The sequence below is a fragment of the Allobosea sp. Root483D1 genome (assembly GCF_001429505.1).
Classification (GTDB): domain Bacteria; phylum Pseudomonadota; class Alphaproteobacteria; order Rhizobiales; family Beijerinckiaceae; genus Allobosea.
The window spans coordinates 20,279-36,231 of record NZ_LMJW01000001.1 but is presented as its reverse complement, the minus strand read 5'-3'; the positions used below and the strand labels follow the sequence as shown (position 1 = coordinate 36,231).

Sequence of the window (15,953 nt, the reverse complement as noted above, 5' to 3'; positions counted from 1 at the left end):
AAGCCGGTTCCGGGGGCTGCGAACGCGCTCCTCATCATCGGCGGGGCCGGCGGCGTCGGCTCGATAGCGATCCAGCTCGCCAAGCAACTCAGCGACGTCACGGTGATCGCCACCGCCTCGCGGCCGGAAACACAGGCCTGGGTCAAGGAGCTCGGCGCCGACCATGTCGTCGACCATACCAGGCCGCTCGCTGCCCAGATCGCCGCGCTCGGCATCGGCGCGCCGGCCTTCGTTTTCTCCACGACCCAGACCGACCGGCATTTCGACGAGATCGTCGAGCTGATCGCGCCGCAAGGCCGCTTCGGGCTGATCGACGATCCCGAGCCGATCGACGTGATGAAGCTTAAGCGCAAGAGCGTCTCGCTGCACTGGGAGCTGATGTTCACGCGCTCGCTGTTCGGTACCGCCGACATGATCGCGCAGCACGAGCTGCTGAACGAGGTCAGCGCCATGGTCGATGCCGGCAAGCTCAGGACCACGCTCGGCGAGCATTTCGGCAGGATCGATGCCGCCAATCTCAAGCGCGCCCACGCCTTGCTCGAAAGCGGCAAGGCCAGGGGCAAGATCGTCCTCGAAGGCTTCTGAGAGGAGGCAACCATGCACAATGTTCTGAAAGTCGCGATCGCGGCTGGCCTCCTCGCGGCGCCTCAAGCCGCGCGAGCCCAACAACCCACGGAGCCGGTGAAGGCCGAGATCTTCGCCGAGCTGCCCCAGGCGGTCGGCAACATCACCTTCACGCCCGACAAGCGTGTGATCTTCAGTCATCACCCCTTCTTCGCGCCGGATATCCGCGTCGCCGAGCTCAATCCGGACCGCAAATCGTTCAAGCCGTTCCCGGATGCGAGCTGGAACACGCCGCGGCGGGGCACCGACCGCTATCTCGACAGCGTGCTTGGCCTGCGCGGCGACGAGAACGGCATCATCTGGATGATGGATATGGGTCAGCGCACGCCCCTGACGCCGAAGCTCGTCGGTTGGGACAGCAAGCGCAACCGCCTGCACCGGATTTACTACATCCCGGCGCCGGCCTCGCTGCCGGAATCGCAGCACAACGACTTCGTCGTCGACCTGAAGAATCGCAAATTCTACATCGCCGACGAGGGCATCGGGCCGGGCGGTGACGGCAGCAAGGCGGCGCTGGTCGTGGTCGACATGGATACCGGGGGAGCGCGCCGGGTGCTCCAGGGCCATGCTACCACGAAGCCGGAGGATCGGCCGATCACGGTCGAGGGCAAGGACCTGACCGTGCCGGGCAAGGACGGCAAGCCGGCCGTGATCAAGGTCGGTGCCGACGGCATCGCGGCGGATAAGGAGTTCCGCTGGCTCTATTACGCCCCGCTCAGCGGCACGAGCGTCTATCGCCTGCGGATCGCCGATCTCATCGACGAGCGGCTGAGCGATGCCGAGCTTGGCGGCAAGGTCGAGCGCTATGCCGCCAAGCCGAACAATGGCGGCTTTTCGCTCGACGCCAAGGGCAATCTCTATTTGACCGAAGTGGAGGCGAGGGCGGTCGGCGTCATCCCGGCCGAGGGCCGCCAGTACCGGCGCTTCGCCGTGCACGAGGCACTACATTGGCCCGACGGCGTCAGCTATTCGCCGGACGGCTTCATGTATGTCTCGGCTGCGCAGCTCGCCCAGGCCGCCCTGTTCAACGACAGCAAGGGTTCGAACAAGGCGCCCTATTACATCTTCCGCTTCAAGCCTCTGGCACCCGGCCGGATCGGGCACTGAGCAGGGCGGGGCGCTGCGGCAGGGCTGGGATCGCTGCCGCAGCGTTCGTCGTCGCTCGACCTTCGCATAGTGGATGATCGCAGCCTGGAATCCGTCTTTTCCGAGAGAAAGGCCGAGGAAAACGGCCGGAAAGCTGTTTCCACCGCCAGTGCCGGTAGTCTAGCGTACGGGCAGGGGCGGCATTGCGCAGCGTGATGCCGAAGACTGGCCAAACATTCGGAAAGGCGCGCTATGATCAAGGAATTCAAGGAGTTTGCCCTGAAGGGCAATGTCGTCGACCTCGCCATCGGCGTGATCATCGGCGCCGCCTTCGGCAGGATCGTCGAATCGCTCGTCGGCGACATCATCATGCCGCTGATCGGCGCGATCGGCAGCGTCGATTTCTCCAACTATTTCCTCGGCCTCAACAAGGCCGTCAATTCGCCGGTCCTCGTCGATGCCAAGAAGCAGGGCGCCGTCCTCGCCTATGGCAACTTCCTCACCATTGCGGTCAACTTCCTGATCATCGCCTTCGTGCTGTTCCTGGTCGTCAAGGGAATCAACACGCTCCGGCGCAGGGAAGCGGCCAAGCCGGCCGAGCCGGTGGCTCCGCCGCAGGACATTGCCCTGCTAGCCGAGATCCGCGACCTGCTGAAGCAGAAGGCCTGACGCCTTCGCGGGGCGCGCCTGGCCGTCGGTCGCGCCCTGCGATCCATCACTGCGACCGATCGGGTCGATCTCGTCAATTCATGCCGCCCCGGCGCGATCTGCGTTAGATTGGCCTGCATGTTTTCTTGCGAATGATCGCCCGAAGGATCGCCTATGAACATGCACGCACCGGCCGGCACCAGCCTGATCGCCGACCTGCGCCCCGAGGCGCGCAACGCGCCCGAGAGCGGCATCGTCGAGGTCGTCAACCACGGCCGGCTCAAGCCCGGGCTGATCCCGCTCTGGGTCGGCGAGGGCGATCTTCCGACGCCCGAGTTCATCGTCCGCGCCGCCAACAAGTCGCTGGCCGAGGGCGAGACCTTCTACACCTGGCAGCGCGGCATCCCGGAGCTGCGCGAGGCGCTGGCGCGCTATCACACCGCGCTCTATGGCCGCCCCTTCGCCATGGACCGCTTCTACGTCACCGGTTCCGGCATGCAGTCGGTCCAGATCGCGGTTCGGCTTATCGCCGGCGTCGGCGACGAACTGATCATCCCGACCCCGGCCTGGCCGAATTTCGCCGCCGCCATGGGCATCGCCGGCGCCAATCCGGTCTGCGTGCCGATGCAGTTCAAGGACGGGCGCTTCACGCTCGACCTTGAGAAGCTCGAAGCGGCGATTTCGCCGCGCACCCGCGCCTTCGTCATCAACTCGCCGGCTAACCCGACCGGCTGGACAGCGACACGCGACGAGCTCGCCGCGATCCTCGCCATCGCCCGCAAACACGGCATCTGGATCATCGCCGACGAGATCTATGCCCGCTTCGTCTATGACGGCTCAGCCCGCGCAGCTTCCTTCCACGACGTGATGGAGCAGGAGGACCGCGTCCTCTTCGTCCAGACCTTCTCGAAGAACTGGGCGATGACCGGCTGGCGCGTCGGCTGGATCGAGGTGCCGCCGGCCTTCGGCCAGATCGTCGAGAACCTGATCCAGTACTCGACCTCCGGCTCCCCGGTCTTCGTCCAGCGCGCCGCGATTGCAGCGCTGGAGGAGGGCGAGCCTTTTGTCGCCGAGCAGATCGCCCGCGCCACCGAAGGCCGGCGCATCGTCGCCGAGGGGTTGAAGGCGACCAACCGCGTGGCCTTGCAGGCACCGGACGGCGCCTTCTACCAGTTCTTCAGCGTCGATGGCTGGACCGATTCCCGCAAGTTGGCGCTCGAGCTGGTCGACAAGGCCAATGTCGGCCTGGCGCCGGGCACCGCCTTCGGCCCCGGCGGCGAGACCGGTCTCAGATTCTGCTTCGCCCGCAAGGCTTCGGACCTCCACGAGGCGGTGGCGCGTTTGCAGAAGGCACTTGCGGTCTGACCGCCAGTGTCATGGCCCGCTTGCGCTGGGGGCGTTTGACCTGAGGGCCGGCGGCCGGCATTGATGCGACATTGCGCACGCATGGCGCATCGCGAGCGTCATGGCCGTCCCGAGCTACGTCCCCTATCATCTGCGCACCCTGTCGCGTGAAGCGGCGGTGATCGCTTGCGCGACGGTCGGCGGCACGATCTTCGCCCTGCTCGACGTTCCGGCGGCCTGGCTCTCGGGCTCGATGCTGCTGGTCTCCATCCTCGGCATCACCCGCCCGCTGCCCGATCTGCGCCGGCCCTGGTTCGATTCGACCATGGTGATGTCGGGCGCGCTGATCGGCTCGGCCGCGACGCCGGAAGCACTCGCCGCGACGGCGCGCTATCCTGGCTCGCTGCTCGTGCTGGTCGTCGGCCTGCTCGCGATCATGGCGGCGACCGGCGCCTATCTGCGCTTCGTCGCACGCTGGAGCTGGATCGATTCACTACTGGCGGCGGCGCCCGGCGCGCTATCGGCCGTGATCTCGGTGGCGCAGGACAAGGGCGCCAATATCGGTCGCATCGCGGCGATCCAGCTCTTCCGCATCCTCGTCCTGGTCGCGGTGCTGCCCAGCATCATGAAGCTGAGCAGCGGCGGCGTTCCGCTCGCTTTGCCGCCGCCTGTTGTGATCGCGAGCGTCGGCGACATGGCGCTGCTGCTCGGCAGCGGGCTGGTCACCGGGCTGGTCTTCGAGCGGATCGGGGTCACCGCGCCCTTCATCCTCGGGGCGACCCTGGCGAGCGCGGTGCTGCACGGTGCCGGCATCGTCCACGGCACCATGCCGCCGGAGATCGCGATCGCGGTGATGGTGATGCTCGGCGCCGCCATGGGCGGGCGCGTCTCCAATCTCAAGCGCGGCGAGGTCGCGGCGCTGTTCCCGCTCGCGATCGGCGGCTTCGTCGTCTCGATGGCGGTCGCCTTCGCTTTCGCCTGGCCGGCCGCCTGGCTCGCCGGCGTGCCTTATGCCAGCGCCATGGCGGCCTTCGCCCCGGGCGGGCTCGAGGCGATGGCGATGCTCGCCTTCGCCATGGGGCTCGATCCGCTCTATGTCGGCGCGCACCATCTGACGCGCTTCATGCTGCTCGGGCTGCTGATGCCCTTCCTCGTCGGCTGGATAAAGCCGGAGAAGCCGGTGGACGGCGGCTGAGGCTCAGGCCGCGCCGTTGGTGTGCGTCATCAGCGCGTAGAGCGAGGTCGTGCCGCAGATGAACAGCCGGTTCCGCTTCGGCCCGCCGAAGCAGAGATTGGCGACCACCTCCGGCACGAGCACCTTGCCGATCAGCGTGCCGTCCGGATCGTAGACATGGATGCCGTCGGCGGCGCTGCTCCAGAGCCGGCCGGCGACGTCGAAGCGGAAGCCGTCGAACAGCCCGTTCGTGCAGGTGGCGAAGATCGAAGAGGCTCCGAGCGTCTTGCCGTCGCCGGTCACCGCGAGCTTGCGGATATGGCGCGGCCCGTTCTCCGGATCGTGGCTCGCGCCGGTGTCGGCGATGTAGAGCGCGCTCTCGTCGGGCGAGAAGGCGAGCCCGTTCGGCTTGACGAAATCGTCGGCGGCGATGGTCACCTCACCGCTTTGCGGATCGATGCGGTAGACATTGCAGCGGCCGATCTCGCTCTGCGCCTTGTCGCCCTCATAGTCGGTGAGGATGCCGTAATCAGGATCGGTGAACCAGATCGAGCCATCCGACTTCACCACCACATCATTGGGCGAGTTCAGGCGCTTGCCCTGGTAATGGCTCGCCAGCACGGTGACCGAGCCGTCATGCTCGGTACGCGTCACCTGCCGTCCGCCATGCTCGCAGGTCACGAGCCGACCTTGCCTGTCGACGGTGTTGCCGTTCGAATTGCGCGCCGGCTGGCGGAAGACGCCGACCTGGCCGGTGAGCGCGTCGAAGCGCAGCATCCGGTCGTTCGGGATGTCCGACCAGACCAGCGTCTGGTGCGCAGGGAACCACGCGGGGCCTTCCGACCAGCGCGCCCCGGTCCATAGCCTCTCCATCCGGGCCGAGCCGGGCACGATCCGATGGAAGCGCGGGTCGAGCACCTCGACGCGAAAACCCTCGATGAAGCCGAACGTCATGCCTGTCCTCCCTGGCGGAGCGGCAAGATCGGCGATTGAAGTGGCCGAGGCAATCGCGTGAAGCACAGGGGCAGCATGTCCGGGCGTCATTCTTGGGCCTGAGACGGGGCTTTCTTGTGAGGTGGCGGCCTGCCCACGGCTTCCTTCTCTCAGGGATGAATGTGACGCGGCACGCGGCCGGTCACTCCGCCGCGACGACTCCGGGTGGAATCGCCTCCTCAATCCCGGCCTTCGCCAGTCTTGCAGGCAGCGGCCCACCGGTCGCCCAGTCGAGCAGTTCGGCGGTGTGCAGGATCGGCGTGGTCGCGCCGCGGTCGGCGAAACCCTTCGCGATCTGGGTGATGCAGCCGATATTGCCGGTGGCGACAAGGTCCGGCTTCGTACGTTGGATGTTGCCGACCTTGCGCTCGCGCAACTGCCCGGCGATCTCGGGCTGGAGGATGTTGTAGACGCCAGCCGAGCCGCAGCAGATATGGCCTTCCGGCACCTCCTTCACGCGGAACCCGGCGCGCGTCAGCAGGCGCTTCGGCCCGTCCTTGAGCTGCTGGCCGTGCTGCATCGAGCAGGCGGAGTGATAGGCTACCGTAAGGTCGAAGCTTCGGACCGGCGCGAGCTCCAGCGTCTCGACGAACTCGGTCACGTCCTTGGCCAGCGCCGAAACCTTCGCCGCCTTCTCGGCATAGGCCGGCTCGTTGCGGAACATGAAGCCGTAATCCTTGATCGTCGTGCCGCAGCCCGAGGCCGTGATCAGGATGGCATCCAGTCCCTCGCCTTCGATCTCGGCCATCCAGGCGTCGATATTGGTGCGGGCGAAGGCGAGCGCGTCATCCTCGCGGCCCATATGGTGGACGAGAGCGCCGCAGCAGCCTTCGCCCTTGGGCAGCACCACCTCGACGCCGTGGCGGGTGAGCAGGCGGATCGTCGCCTCGTTGATGCCGGGGTCGAGCACCGGCTGGGCGCAGCCCGAAAGCATGGCGACGCGCCTGCGCCGCTCACCCTCCGCCGGGAAGGAGGCCGGTCCCTCCATCGTCGAGCGGTCGGGCAGGCTCCAGGGCGCGAGCGCCAGCATCGCCTTCAGCCTGGCGCCGATGACGGGCAGCGTCCCGAGCGCCCCGGCGAGCGGCTTGCCGAGGCGGGCCGCCAGCATGGCGAAGCGGAAGCGGCCGGGATAGGGCAGGACCGCCGAGAGGATGGCCCGCAGCGTCCGGTCGGCGGCCGGGCGCTGATAGGTTTCCTCGATATGGGCGCGGGCATGGTCGACCAGGTGCATGTAGTGCACGCCGGAGGGGCAGGTGGTCATGCAGGACAGGCAGGAGAGACAGCGGTCGATATGCTTGACCACCTCCGGTGTCGCCGGCCGGTCGTTCTCCAGCATGTCCTTGATCTGGTAGATGCGTCCGCGCGGGGAATCGAGCTCGTCGCCGAGCAGGAGATAGGTCGGGCAGGTCGCGGTGCAGAAGCCGCAATGCACGCAGGTGCGCAGGATCTTCTCGGAGGCCGGAAGACGCGGATCGGAGGCAAGAAGCTCGGGCGTGAAGTTGGTCTGCATGGTCGGCTCTCAAATGCCCGCATACATCCGGCCGGGCTCGAACACGCCCTCCGGATCGAAGCTCTTCTTGATGCCGGCGGTCACCCGCATCAGCGGCTCGGACAGCGGCTCGAACACGGGGACGACGGCGCGCACCGCATCGGCCGCCCGCACCAGCGTCGCATGGCCGCCGAGCGGCTTCAGGGTCGCGCGGATCGCGGCGGCCCCGGCATCGCCATCCGCCGGCACCGCGAGCCAGACGAGGCCGCCGCCCCAATCATAGAACCAGCGCGCGCCCGGCACGGTGCGTGCGATCGCGGCGGTCGCCTTCGGCCCGTTCGTCGGCGCGAGCGAGAGCCGCCAGACGGCGTCCTGTGTGCCGGCGAAGAAGGCGGCATCCCTGACCTCGCGCCAGAGCGCCTCAGAGGCGCGGCCCTCGACCAGCTCGGGCCGGCCATGGGCCTTCAGTAGGCGGGCGAGCTCGGCGGCGCGATAGCTGATCGAGGCGGAGAAATTCTCCAGCCTGAGCAGCGTGCGTGCCTGCTCCGCGCCGATCCCGGCCGGCAGATGGGCTGCGGCCATCGGCTCGAAGGGCGAGCCGAGCGCGGCGGAGAGCAGCGCCACCGCCGTCTCGTCGGCGAGATCCTCCCAGATCAGCGTGACGACGCGCTCCGGTCGCGGCAGCACGCGGAAGGTCACCTCGGTGAGGAAGCCGAGCGTGCCGAAGCTGCCGGCGACGAGCTTGACGAGGTCGAGCCCGGTGACGTTCTTCATCACCCGCCCGCCGGATTTCACCAGCTCGCCGCGGCCATTGATCAGCTTGATGCCGATCAGGGAGTCGCGGGCGGCGCCGGCGTTGATCCGGCGCGGACCGGAGATGTTGCCGGCCGCGACGGCGCCGATCGTCGGCTCGCCTTCCGTGCCGAACAGAGTGCGGTGGTCCATCGGCTCGAAAGTCAGCATCTGGCCGCGCGCGGCCAGCGTCTCCTCGATCAACTGCAGGGGCGTGCCGGCTTTGGCGCCGATCACCATCTCGGCCGGCTCGTAGAGGGTGATGCCGGAGAGCCCGGCACTGGAGATGGTGCTGACGGCGTTGTCAGGGCGGCCAAGGCCGGTGCGGGTGCCGCCGCCGCGGATGGCGAGCGGAACGCGCGCCTCGACGATCGAGGCGACGACGGCGCAGGCCTGCGCTTCGGTGGTGGGAGTGTGGAGCATCACGCGGCAATCCGGCCTTCGAGCGGGAAGACCTTCGCCGGGTTCATCAGCCAGTGCGGATCGAACACCGCCCTGACCCGCATCTGCTGATGCAGGTCGGCCTCGTTGAACTGCACGGTCATCAGATCACGCTTCTCGATACCGACCCCGTGCTCGCCGGTCAGGCAGCCGCCGACCTCGACGCAGAGCTTGAGGATGTCGTTACCGGCGTCCTCCGCCTTCTGCGCCTCGACCGGATCGTTGCAGTTGTAGAGGATCAGCGGGTGGAGATTGCCGTCGCCGGCATGGAAGACATTGGCGACGCGCAGGCCATAGCCCTTGACGATCTCATCCATGCGCTCGAGCACGAAGGGTAGTTGCCCGGTCGGGATCGTCCCGTCCATGCAGATATAGTCGGCGATGCGGCCGGTCGCGCCGAAGGCGGATTTACGGCCTTTCCAGATCGCCGCCGTCTCCATCGCCGACTTGCTCTCCTTGACCGTGCCGACGCCATGTTCGCGGGCGATCGAGACGATGCGGGCGAGCTGGGCGTCCATCTCGGCCTCCGAGCCCTCGACCTCGATGATCAGCAGCGCGCCGCAATCCATCGGGTAGCCGGCATGGGCGAAGGCCTCGCAGATCTCGATCGCCGGCTTGTCCATGAATTCCATCGCGACCGGGATGATCCCGGCGCCGATGATGGCGGCGACCGCTGCGCCGGCCTCGACGCTGGTCGGGAAGCCGAACAGCACGGGGCGCGCGCCCTCAGCCTGCCGCAGGATGCGCACCGTTGCCTCGGTGACGATGCCGAGCTGGCCTTCCGAGCCGACGATCAGGCCGAGCAGGTCGTAGCCGGGCGCATCGAGATGGCCGCCGCCGATCTCGACAATGCTCCCGTCAAGCATGACCAAAGTGACGCCGAGCACATTATTGGTGGTGACGCCGTATTTCAGGCAATGCGCGCCGCCGGAGTTCATCCCGATATTGCCGCCGATCGAGCAGGCGAGCTGCGAGGACGGGTCGGGCGCGTAGAAGAAGCCGTCGTCCGAGACCGCGCCGGTGACGGCGAGATTGGTGACGCCGGCCTGCACCCTGGCGACGCGGTTGGCGTAGTCGATCTCGAGGATGCGGTTCATCTTGGAGACGCCGATCACCACCGCATCCTCCTGCGGGATCGCCCCGCCGGCGAGCGAGGTGCCGGCGCCGCGCGGCACCACCGGCACGCCCTGCTCGCCGCAATAGCGCAGCACCGCCGCGACCTCCCGCGTGGTCGAGGGCAGCACGACGGCGAGCGGCATGCGGCGATAGGCGGTCAGCGCATCGGTCTCGTAGGGACGGCGCTCATCCTCGGAGGTGATCAGCGCATCGGGCGCGACCAGCAGGCTGAGCCCGGCGAGAATCGCGTCGCGGCGGGCGAGGATGCCGGCATCGGGCGTCGGAAAGGCAATCGCACTCATGAAATTCCGTCCTCCGTCCTCTCCAGCGCCCATCCCGAGCAGCGGCCGCGGGCCGCGCCTGGAAGGATGGGAGCTACACGCATCCGGGCGACTCTAGAATACTTCCACATGGGGCGCAGCGCGAGTAACGTGCATGATTGTTTCCAAAAGAGAAAAGATGGAGGGTGGATGGATCGGTTCGGCGACCTCGACGTCTTCGCCCATGTCGTCACGGCCAAGAGCATGTCCGCCGCGGCTCGCGAGCTCAACCTCTCGCCGGCGGTCATCTCCAAGCGGATTCGCCGCCTGGAGGACCGGCTCGGCGTGCGACTGCTCCAGCGCACCACGCGCCAGCTCGCGCTGACCGAGGCCGGCCAGGGCTTCTATGAGCGGGTCGTCTCGATCCTCGGCTCGATCGAGGAGGCGGAGGCCTGGGTCGCCAGTGGCGCCGGCCAGGCGCGCGGAACCTTGCGCGTCTCGGCGCCGACCTCGTTCGGGCGCATGCATGTCGCGCCGCATCTCAAGCCCTTCCTCGACGCCAATCCGGCGGTGAATGTCGAGCTGATCCTGAGCGACGCCTTCGTCGATATCGTCGCCGACGGCTTCGACCTGGCGATACGGATCGCCGATTTGCGCGATTCCAGTCTGGTGGCCAAGCGACTGGCGCCGAACCACCGCGTGCTCTGCGCGACGCCGGGCTATCTCTCCGCCCATGGCACCCCCGAGGCGATCGCGGACCTGTCGCGCCACACCCTGATCGCCCATAATGCCGACCAATGGCGTCTCGACGGGCCGGAGGGTCAGGTGGCGGTCCGGATCGCCGGGCCGCTGCGCACGAACTCCAGCGAGGTGGTGCGCGAGGCGCTGCTGGCGGGTGTCGGCATCGCCCTGCGCTCGACCTGGGATGTCGGTCCGGAGCTGAAATCGGGGGCGCTCGTCAGGGTGCTGCCGGCTTATTCCGTCGGCAAGCGCGTCGCCGTCTACGCGGTCTATCCGAGCCGCCGGCACATGGAGCAGAAGGTGCGCGCCTTCGTCGACTATCTCGCCGAGCTCTATGGCGCGACGCCGTATTGGGATGACGGCCTGACATTGTGAGCCAACTGCAGAGCCGTCCGTCATTCCGGGGCAGGCCGAAGGCCTGAGCCCGGAATCCAGAACCGATACGATTCCTCGTTGAAATGAGGCGATCGGTCAGCTTCTCGGGATAGGATATCCGTTCTGGGTTCCGGGCCCTTCGCTGCGCGAAGTCCCGGAATGACGTGCTGCGCCTTGCCCCTGGCGGCTCAGCGGGCTAACCCGCTCGCCAAAGTCAATTCCCGCATTCCAACGTTCGAGACGCGCCATCCATGTCCGCTCCTGCCAAGCTGAAGGCCCGCCAGCCGCGTGGTTTCGTCGACCGCGGCCCGGCCGACGTCGCCGCCACCGAGCGCATGCTCGGCGTGATCCGCGAGAGCTTCTCGCTCTACGGTTTCGATCCGGTCGAGACGCCCTTCGTCGAGTACACCGATGCGCTCGGCAAGTTCCTGCCGGATCAGGACCGGCCCAACGAGGGCGTCTTCTCCTTCCAGGACGATGACGAGCAGTGGCTCTCGCTGCGCTATGACCTGACGGCGCCGCTCGCCCGCTATGTCGCCGAGAATTTCGATGCGCTGCCGAAGCCCTATCGCAGCTACCGCGCCGGCTACGTCTTCCGCAACGAGAAGCCGGGCCCGGGACGCTTCCGTCAGTTCATGCAGTTCGACGCCGACATCGTCGGCTCCGGCAGCGTCGCGGCCGATGCCGAGATCTGCATGTTGGCGGCCGACACGATGGAGAAGCTCGGCATCAAGCGCGGCGACTACGTCGTCAAGGTCAACAACCGCAAGGTGCTCGACGGGGTGATGGATGCCGCCGGCATCGAGCAGGGCACGCGCCTGACGGTCCTGCGCGCGATCGACAAGGCCGACAAGTTCCCGCTCGACGAGATCCGCAAGCTCCTGCGCGACGGGCGCAAGGACGAGAGCGGCGACTTCACCAAGGGCGCAGGCTTGTCCGAGGCGCAGGCCGAGACGATCCTGCGTTATCTCGCCGTCGGCCAGCGTCTGGCGGATCTCGGCAAGTCGACTGCATCTGACAGCGCCCGGTCTGCCGAGCTGTCCGCGGAGGCCGTCGCGGAGCTGGGCAAACTGGTCGAAGGCGCGGAGAACGGCAAGTCTGGCATCGAGGAACTCGAACAGATCCGGGAGCTTGTGACGGCCGCCGGCTATCTCGGTCGGGTCATCATCGACCCATCGATCGTCCGCGGCCTCGAATACTATACCGGCCCGGTCTACGAGGTGGAGCTGACCTTCCCGGTCACCAATGAGGACGGCCAGGTCGTGCGCTTCGGCTCGGTTGCCGGCGGCGGGCGCTATGACGGGCTCGTCGGCCGCTTCCGGCCCGAGCCCGTGCCGGCGACCGGCTTCTCGATCGGCGTCTCGCGGCTCTATTCCGCGCTGAAGGCGGTGAAGTCGCCGATCGTCGACCAGAAGAACGAGTTGCCGCTCGTCGTCGTCACCGCGATGGACAACAAGTCGCCGGAGTTCACGCCGGCCTATCAGGCATTCGTCGCGCAGCTTCGGCAGGCGAAGGATGAGAATGATAAGCCGCTCTGCCGGGCCGACCTCTATCTCGGCTCGTCCGGCTTCAACGCCCAGATGAAATATGCCGACCGCCGCGGCGCGGTTTGCGCGGTGATCCAGGGCTCCTCGGAGCGCGAGGCCGGCACGGTCGTGATCAAGGACCTGATCCTCGGCGCCGAGCTCGCCGCCGCGAGCCGCGACGTGAAGGATTCCGCCGAGCACAAGGAGCGACAGGCGCAGGCGCAGATCGTGGCAAAGATCGAGGATTTGGTCCAGGCGGTGAGGGACGTGCTCGCACGCTACGCCTGAGGCGCGGGGAACCNNNNGCCGCCGCAAGCTGAAGCACCGGCGGTCCCTCATCCGGCCCTCCGGGCCACCTTCTCCCATCCGGGAGAAGGGAAGGAAGTGTGGCGGTTCACGCGCTCTTCCGATTCCCGTTCACCCAATTCCCTAAAAACCGTCGAAAATCGCGCGCACCCCTGCTAGGACGGCGCCGCAACAGGGTGTTTGAAAAGTGCCGGCCATGCGCTCAAAGCTCGAGACCGTGATCGCGCCGTTCGAGCGCGAGGGCTATCGGCGTGCCGAGCCGGCGATCCTGCAGCCGGTCGAGCCCTTCCTCGATCTCTCCGGCGAGGATATCCGCCGCCGCATCTTCCTGACGCAGGACGATGACGGGCGTGAATGGTGCCTGCGGCCGGAATACACCATCCCGGTGGCGCTGGCCCATATCGCTGCCCATGCCAGCGAGCCGGCGTCCTATGCCTATGCCGGCCCGGTCTTTCGCATGCGCGCGAACGAGCCGAACGAGTTCGCCCAGGCTGGCCTTGAATCCTTCGGCCGCAGCGATTTCGCCGCCGCCGACGCCGAGATCATGGCGCTGACGGTCGAATCCGCCGCTGCGCTCGGCCTGAGCCGGCCGCGCCTGCTGATGGGCGATGTCGCGCTGCTCACCGCGCTGCTCGACCGGCTCGGCGTGCCGCAGGCCGCTCGCCGCCGGCTGATGCGCGCCGTCGCGCAGGGCAAGGGGGCCGATGCCGTCGCCGCGCTCGAGCCGCCGCTGAACGAGGTCGAGCACGCCCATGCCGGCCTGCTCAAGGCGCTGGAGGGGCAGGACCCCAAGGCGGCGCGCGCTTTCGTCGAGGACGTGCTCTCGATCGCCGGTATCTCGACCGTCGGCGGCCGCTCGGCCGGCGACATCGCCGAGCGCTTCCTGGCGCGGGCGGCCGAGCGCGATAATCCGGTCAATGGCGAGGCGAGCGGCGTGATCGCGCATGCGCTGGCAATCGCCGGCGATCCGGACGGCGCCTCCACCGCCTGGCGCAAGCTCGCCGGTGAGGCCGGGCTCGATCTTGCCGCCGCGCTCGACGCCTTCGACGAGCGCACCGGCTTCCTCGCTGCGCGCGGCGTCGATGTCGCCGCGATCTCCTTCTCGGCCGGCTTTGCCCGCAATCTCGACTACTACACCGGCTTCATCTTTGAATTGCACGACCCGGCCCGGCCGGATCTGAAGCCGATCGCGGGCGGCGGCCGCTATGACGGTGTGCTGCAGCGCCTCGGTGCGCCAGCGGCAGTGCCGGCCGTCGGTGCCTCGCTCTGGCTCGACCGCCTGGCGGGAGGCAAGGCATGAGCGGGGCGGAGACAATGACGCAGAACCCAATCACCGACGCGCCGCTGGTCCTCGCCGTTCCCTCCAAGGGGCGCCTGCAGGAGAATGCCACCGCCTTCTTCGGCCGTGCCGGCCTCTCCTTCGTGCAGGCGCGGGGCCAGCGCGAGTATCGCGGGCAGATCGCCGGGCTCGGCGGGGCCGAGGTCGCCTATCTCTCGGCCTCCGAGATCGTCGCGCAGCTCTCTTCGGGCGCCGCCCATCTCGGCATCACCGGCGAGGATCTGGTGCGCGAGCAGGTCGCCGATGCCGATGCGAGCATGGTGATGCTGGCGCCGCTCGGCTTCGGCCAGGCCAATGTCGTCGTCGCCGTGCCGCAGGCCTGGATCGATGTCCGCACCATGGCCGATCTCGACGACGTCGCCGCGACCATGCGCGCCCGCAACGGCCGCAAGCTGCGCGTCGCCACAAAATACGTGAACCTGACCCGGCGCTTCTTCGCCAATCACGGCCTCGCCGATTACCGTATCGTCGAGAGCCTGGGCGCAACCGAGGGTGCTCCGGCTGCCGGCACCGCCGAGATCGTCGTCGACATCACGACCACCGGCGCGACGCTGGCGGCGAACGCACTCAAGGTGCTCGACGACGGCGTGATCCTGGCCTCGGAGGCCAATCTCGTCGCCTCCGTGCGCGCGCCCTGGGGTACGCAGGCGCGGGATGCCGCGGCCGCCATCCTGTCGCGCATCGCGGCGGAAGAGGAGGCGCGTTCGCTGCGCGAGGTCCGCGCCGTGCTCAACGCCGTCTCGCCGCAGCGGCTCGGCGAGATCGCCCATCGGCTCGGTGCGCGGCTGCCCTTCGGCGCGGCCGGCAGCGACGGCGTCGTCACCCTGCATTGCCCGCGCAAGGCGGTGTTCCCGCTGGTCGAGGAACTGAGCAAGGCGGGTGCGGACGACATCACCGTGCGGACGCTCGATTATGTCTTCCGCCGCTCCAATCCTCTGATCGAGCGGCTGCTGGCGCGCATCTGACTTGTCCGATTCCCGACGCAATGTCGGGGTAAGTCGCCCATGTGAGGCGATTTCGGTGCAAGTCTCACCAAGAGTGGTGCGATCGAGACTTGCGCTCGCCACCGCGATCGGTGCAGTGGGGAGTGTCAGGTTCTCCTTCGGGCCGTCGCGCTCTTTCCAATCGGGGTCTGGACCAGTTGAATACGCAGTCGCGCCTTGGCCTCCTGGCCGCCCTCGCTCTCTCCCTGTCGCCCATGCTGGTGGCCGATGCGCTTGCCCAGGGGCGTCAGCAGATGCCTCCTCGTGGTGAGCAGCCGCAGCAGGCTCCGCCAACGAAGCAGGAGAAGAATTTCCCGCTCGACGCCTCCTGGACGGCGATCCAGATGAATGGCAAGCCGATCACCGGCTACCGTGCCACGCTGAAGGTCGACTCCAATCTGCGTGGCACCGGCTTCGCCGGCTGCAACACCTTCTCGGCCTCGGCGTATCCGCTGCGCCAGCAGGCTTTCGCCGTCGGCCCGATCGCCGTCACCAAGACGGCCTGCGACAAGGGCGCCTCGGATTTCGAGCGCGGCTTCCTGATGGCGCTGCGCACCGCCCGGCAATGGGACCTGGTCGAGGGCCGTCTCGTCATCAAGACGGGCGCCGGCGAAATCCGCTTCGACCGCGGAATCTGACGGGCGAGATTTTCACGCGGTTCCGGGGCAGGCTTGGCGGCCTGAGCCCAGTGTTCGTGGCCACCACGCTGATCCAGC

General features: G+C 67.8%; 14 protein-coding genes. 10 read left to right on the top strand and 4 right to left on the bottom strand.

Going from position 1 to position 15,953, the window contains the following annotated elements; translation table 11 throughout:
- The 5 genes from ASE66_RS33020 to ASE66_RS00155 all read left to right on the top strand — a co-directional run.
- On the top strand, positions 1 to 585 hold a 585-nt coding region (locus ASE66_RS33020), incomplete at its 5' end, for a zinc-binding alcohol dehydrogenase family protein (protein WP_244494760.1).
- A gap of 12 nt (positions 586 to 597) precedes the next feature.
- Positions 598 to 1,731: an L-dopachrome tautomerase-related protein gene (locus tag ASE66_RS00170; RefSeq protein ID WP_082613114.1), complete on the top strand. Its 1,134-nt coding sequence runs from the start codon at positions 598 to 600 to the stop codon at positions 1,729 to 1,731.
- A 231-nt stretch (positions 1,732 to 1,962) separates the two neighbouring features.
- The gene (gene mscL, locus ASE66_RS00165) at positions 1,963 to 2,379 is read left to right on the top strand and encodes a large conductance mechanosensitive channel protein MscL (protein WP_057187561.1); all 417 of its coding nucleotides are present in this window, start codon (positions 1,963 to 1,965) and stop codon (positions 2,377 to 2,379) included.
- Between the two features lie 153 nt (positions 2,380 to 2,532).
- Entirely contained in the window at positions 2,533 to 3,723 is a 1,191-nt protein-coding gene (locus tag ASE66_RS00160; RefSeq protein WP_057187560.1) for a pyridoxal phosphate-dependent aminotransferase, read from the top strand.
- Positions 3,724 to 3,823: 100 nt separating this feature from the next.
- Positions 3,824 to 4,897 carry an AbrB family transcriptional regulator gene (locus tag ASE66_RS00155; protein ID WP_057187559.1) on the top strand — a complete coding sequence of 358 codons (1,074 nt, stop codon included), beginning with the start codon at positions 3,824 to 3,826 and terminating at the stop codon, positions 4,895 to 4,897.
- Between the two features lie 3 nt (positions 4,898 to 4,900).
- Here the strand turns inward: ASE66_RS00155 and ASE66_RS00150 are convergent, their stop codons facing one another.
- The 4 genes from ASE66_RS00150 to ASE66_RS00135 form a co-directional block, all read right to left on the bottom strand.
- The gene (locus ASE66_RS00150) at positions 4,901 to 5,830 is read right to left on the bottom strand and encodes an SMP-30/gluconolactonase/LRE family protein (RefSeq protein WP_057187558.1); all 930 of its coding nucleotides are present in this window, start codon (positions 5,828 to 5,830) and stop codon (positions 4,901 to 4,903) included.
- Between the two features lie 181 nt (positions 5,831 to 6,011).
- Positions 6,012 to 7,379, bottom strand: coding sequence for a glycolate oxidase subunit GlcF (gene glcF / locus ASE66_RS00145; protein ID WP_057187557.1), 1,368 nt, complete (start codon positions 7,377 to 7,379; stop codon positions 6,012 to 6,014).
- 9 nt (positions 7,380 to 7,388) lie between these two features.
- Entirely contained in the window at positions 7,389 to 8,576 is a 1,188-nt protein-coding gene (locus ASE66_RS00140; RefSeq protein WP_057187556.1) for an FAD-binding protein, read from the bottom strand.
- Positions 8,573 to 10,009, bottom strand: coding sequence for an FAD-binding oxidoreductase (locus tag ASE66_RS00135; protein WP_057187555.1), 1,437 nt, complete (start codon positions 10,007 to 10,009; stop codon positions 8,573 to 8,575). Before ASE66_RS00135 ends, ASE66_RS00140 begins: the two co-directional genes overlap by 4 nt.
- Positions 10,010 to 10,177: 168 nt before the next feature.
- Between ASE66_RS00135 and ASE66_RS00130 the strand changes: the two genes are divergently transcribed.
- The 5 genes from ASE66_RS00130 to ASE66_RS00110 all read left to right on the top strand — a co-directional run bounded on the left by ASE66_RS00130 (position 10,178) and on the right by ASE66_RS00110 (position 15,875).
- Complete coding sequence (locus ASE66_RS00130; protein WP_057187554.1) at positions 10,178 to 11,083, top strand: LysR family transcriptional regulator; 906 nt, start codon at positions 10,178 to 10,180, stop codon at positions 11,081 to 11,083.
- A gap of 251 nt (positions 11,084 to 11,334) precedes the next feature.
- Positions 11,335 to 12,897 carry a histidine--tRNA ligase gene (gene hisS, locus ASE66_RS00125; protein WP_057187553.1) on the top strand — a complete coding sequence of 521 codons (1,563 nt, stop codon included), beginning with the start codon at positions 11,335 to 11,337 and terminating at the stop codon, positions 12,895 to 12,897.
- 214 nt (positions 12,898 to 13,111) lie between these two features.
- The gene (locus ASE66_RS00120; RefSeq protein WP_057187552.1) at positions 13,112 to 14,215 is read left to right on the top strand and encodes an ATP phosphoribosyltransferase regulatory subunit; all 1,104 of its coding nucleotides are present in this window, start codon (positions 13,112 to 13,114) and stop codon (positions 14,213 to 14,215) included.
- Between the two features lie 14 nt (positions 14,216 to 14,229).
- Positions 14,230 to 15,219: an ATP phosphoribosyltransferase gene (hisG, locus tag ASE66_RS00115; protein WP_057187551.1), complete on the top strand. Its 990-nt coding sequence runs from the start codon at positions 14,230 to 14,232 to the stop codon at positions 15,217 to 15,219.
- Between the two features lie 272 nt (positions 15,220 to 15,491).
- Positions 15,492 to 15,875: an META domain-containing protein gene (locus ASE66_RS00110; protein WP_244494759.1), complete on the top strand. Its 384-nt coding sequence runs from the start codon at positions 15,492 to 15,494 to the stop codon at positions 15,873 to 15,875.
- The last annotated feature ends 78 nt before the right edge of the window (positions 15,876 to 15,953 follow it).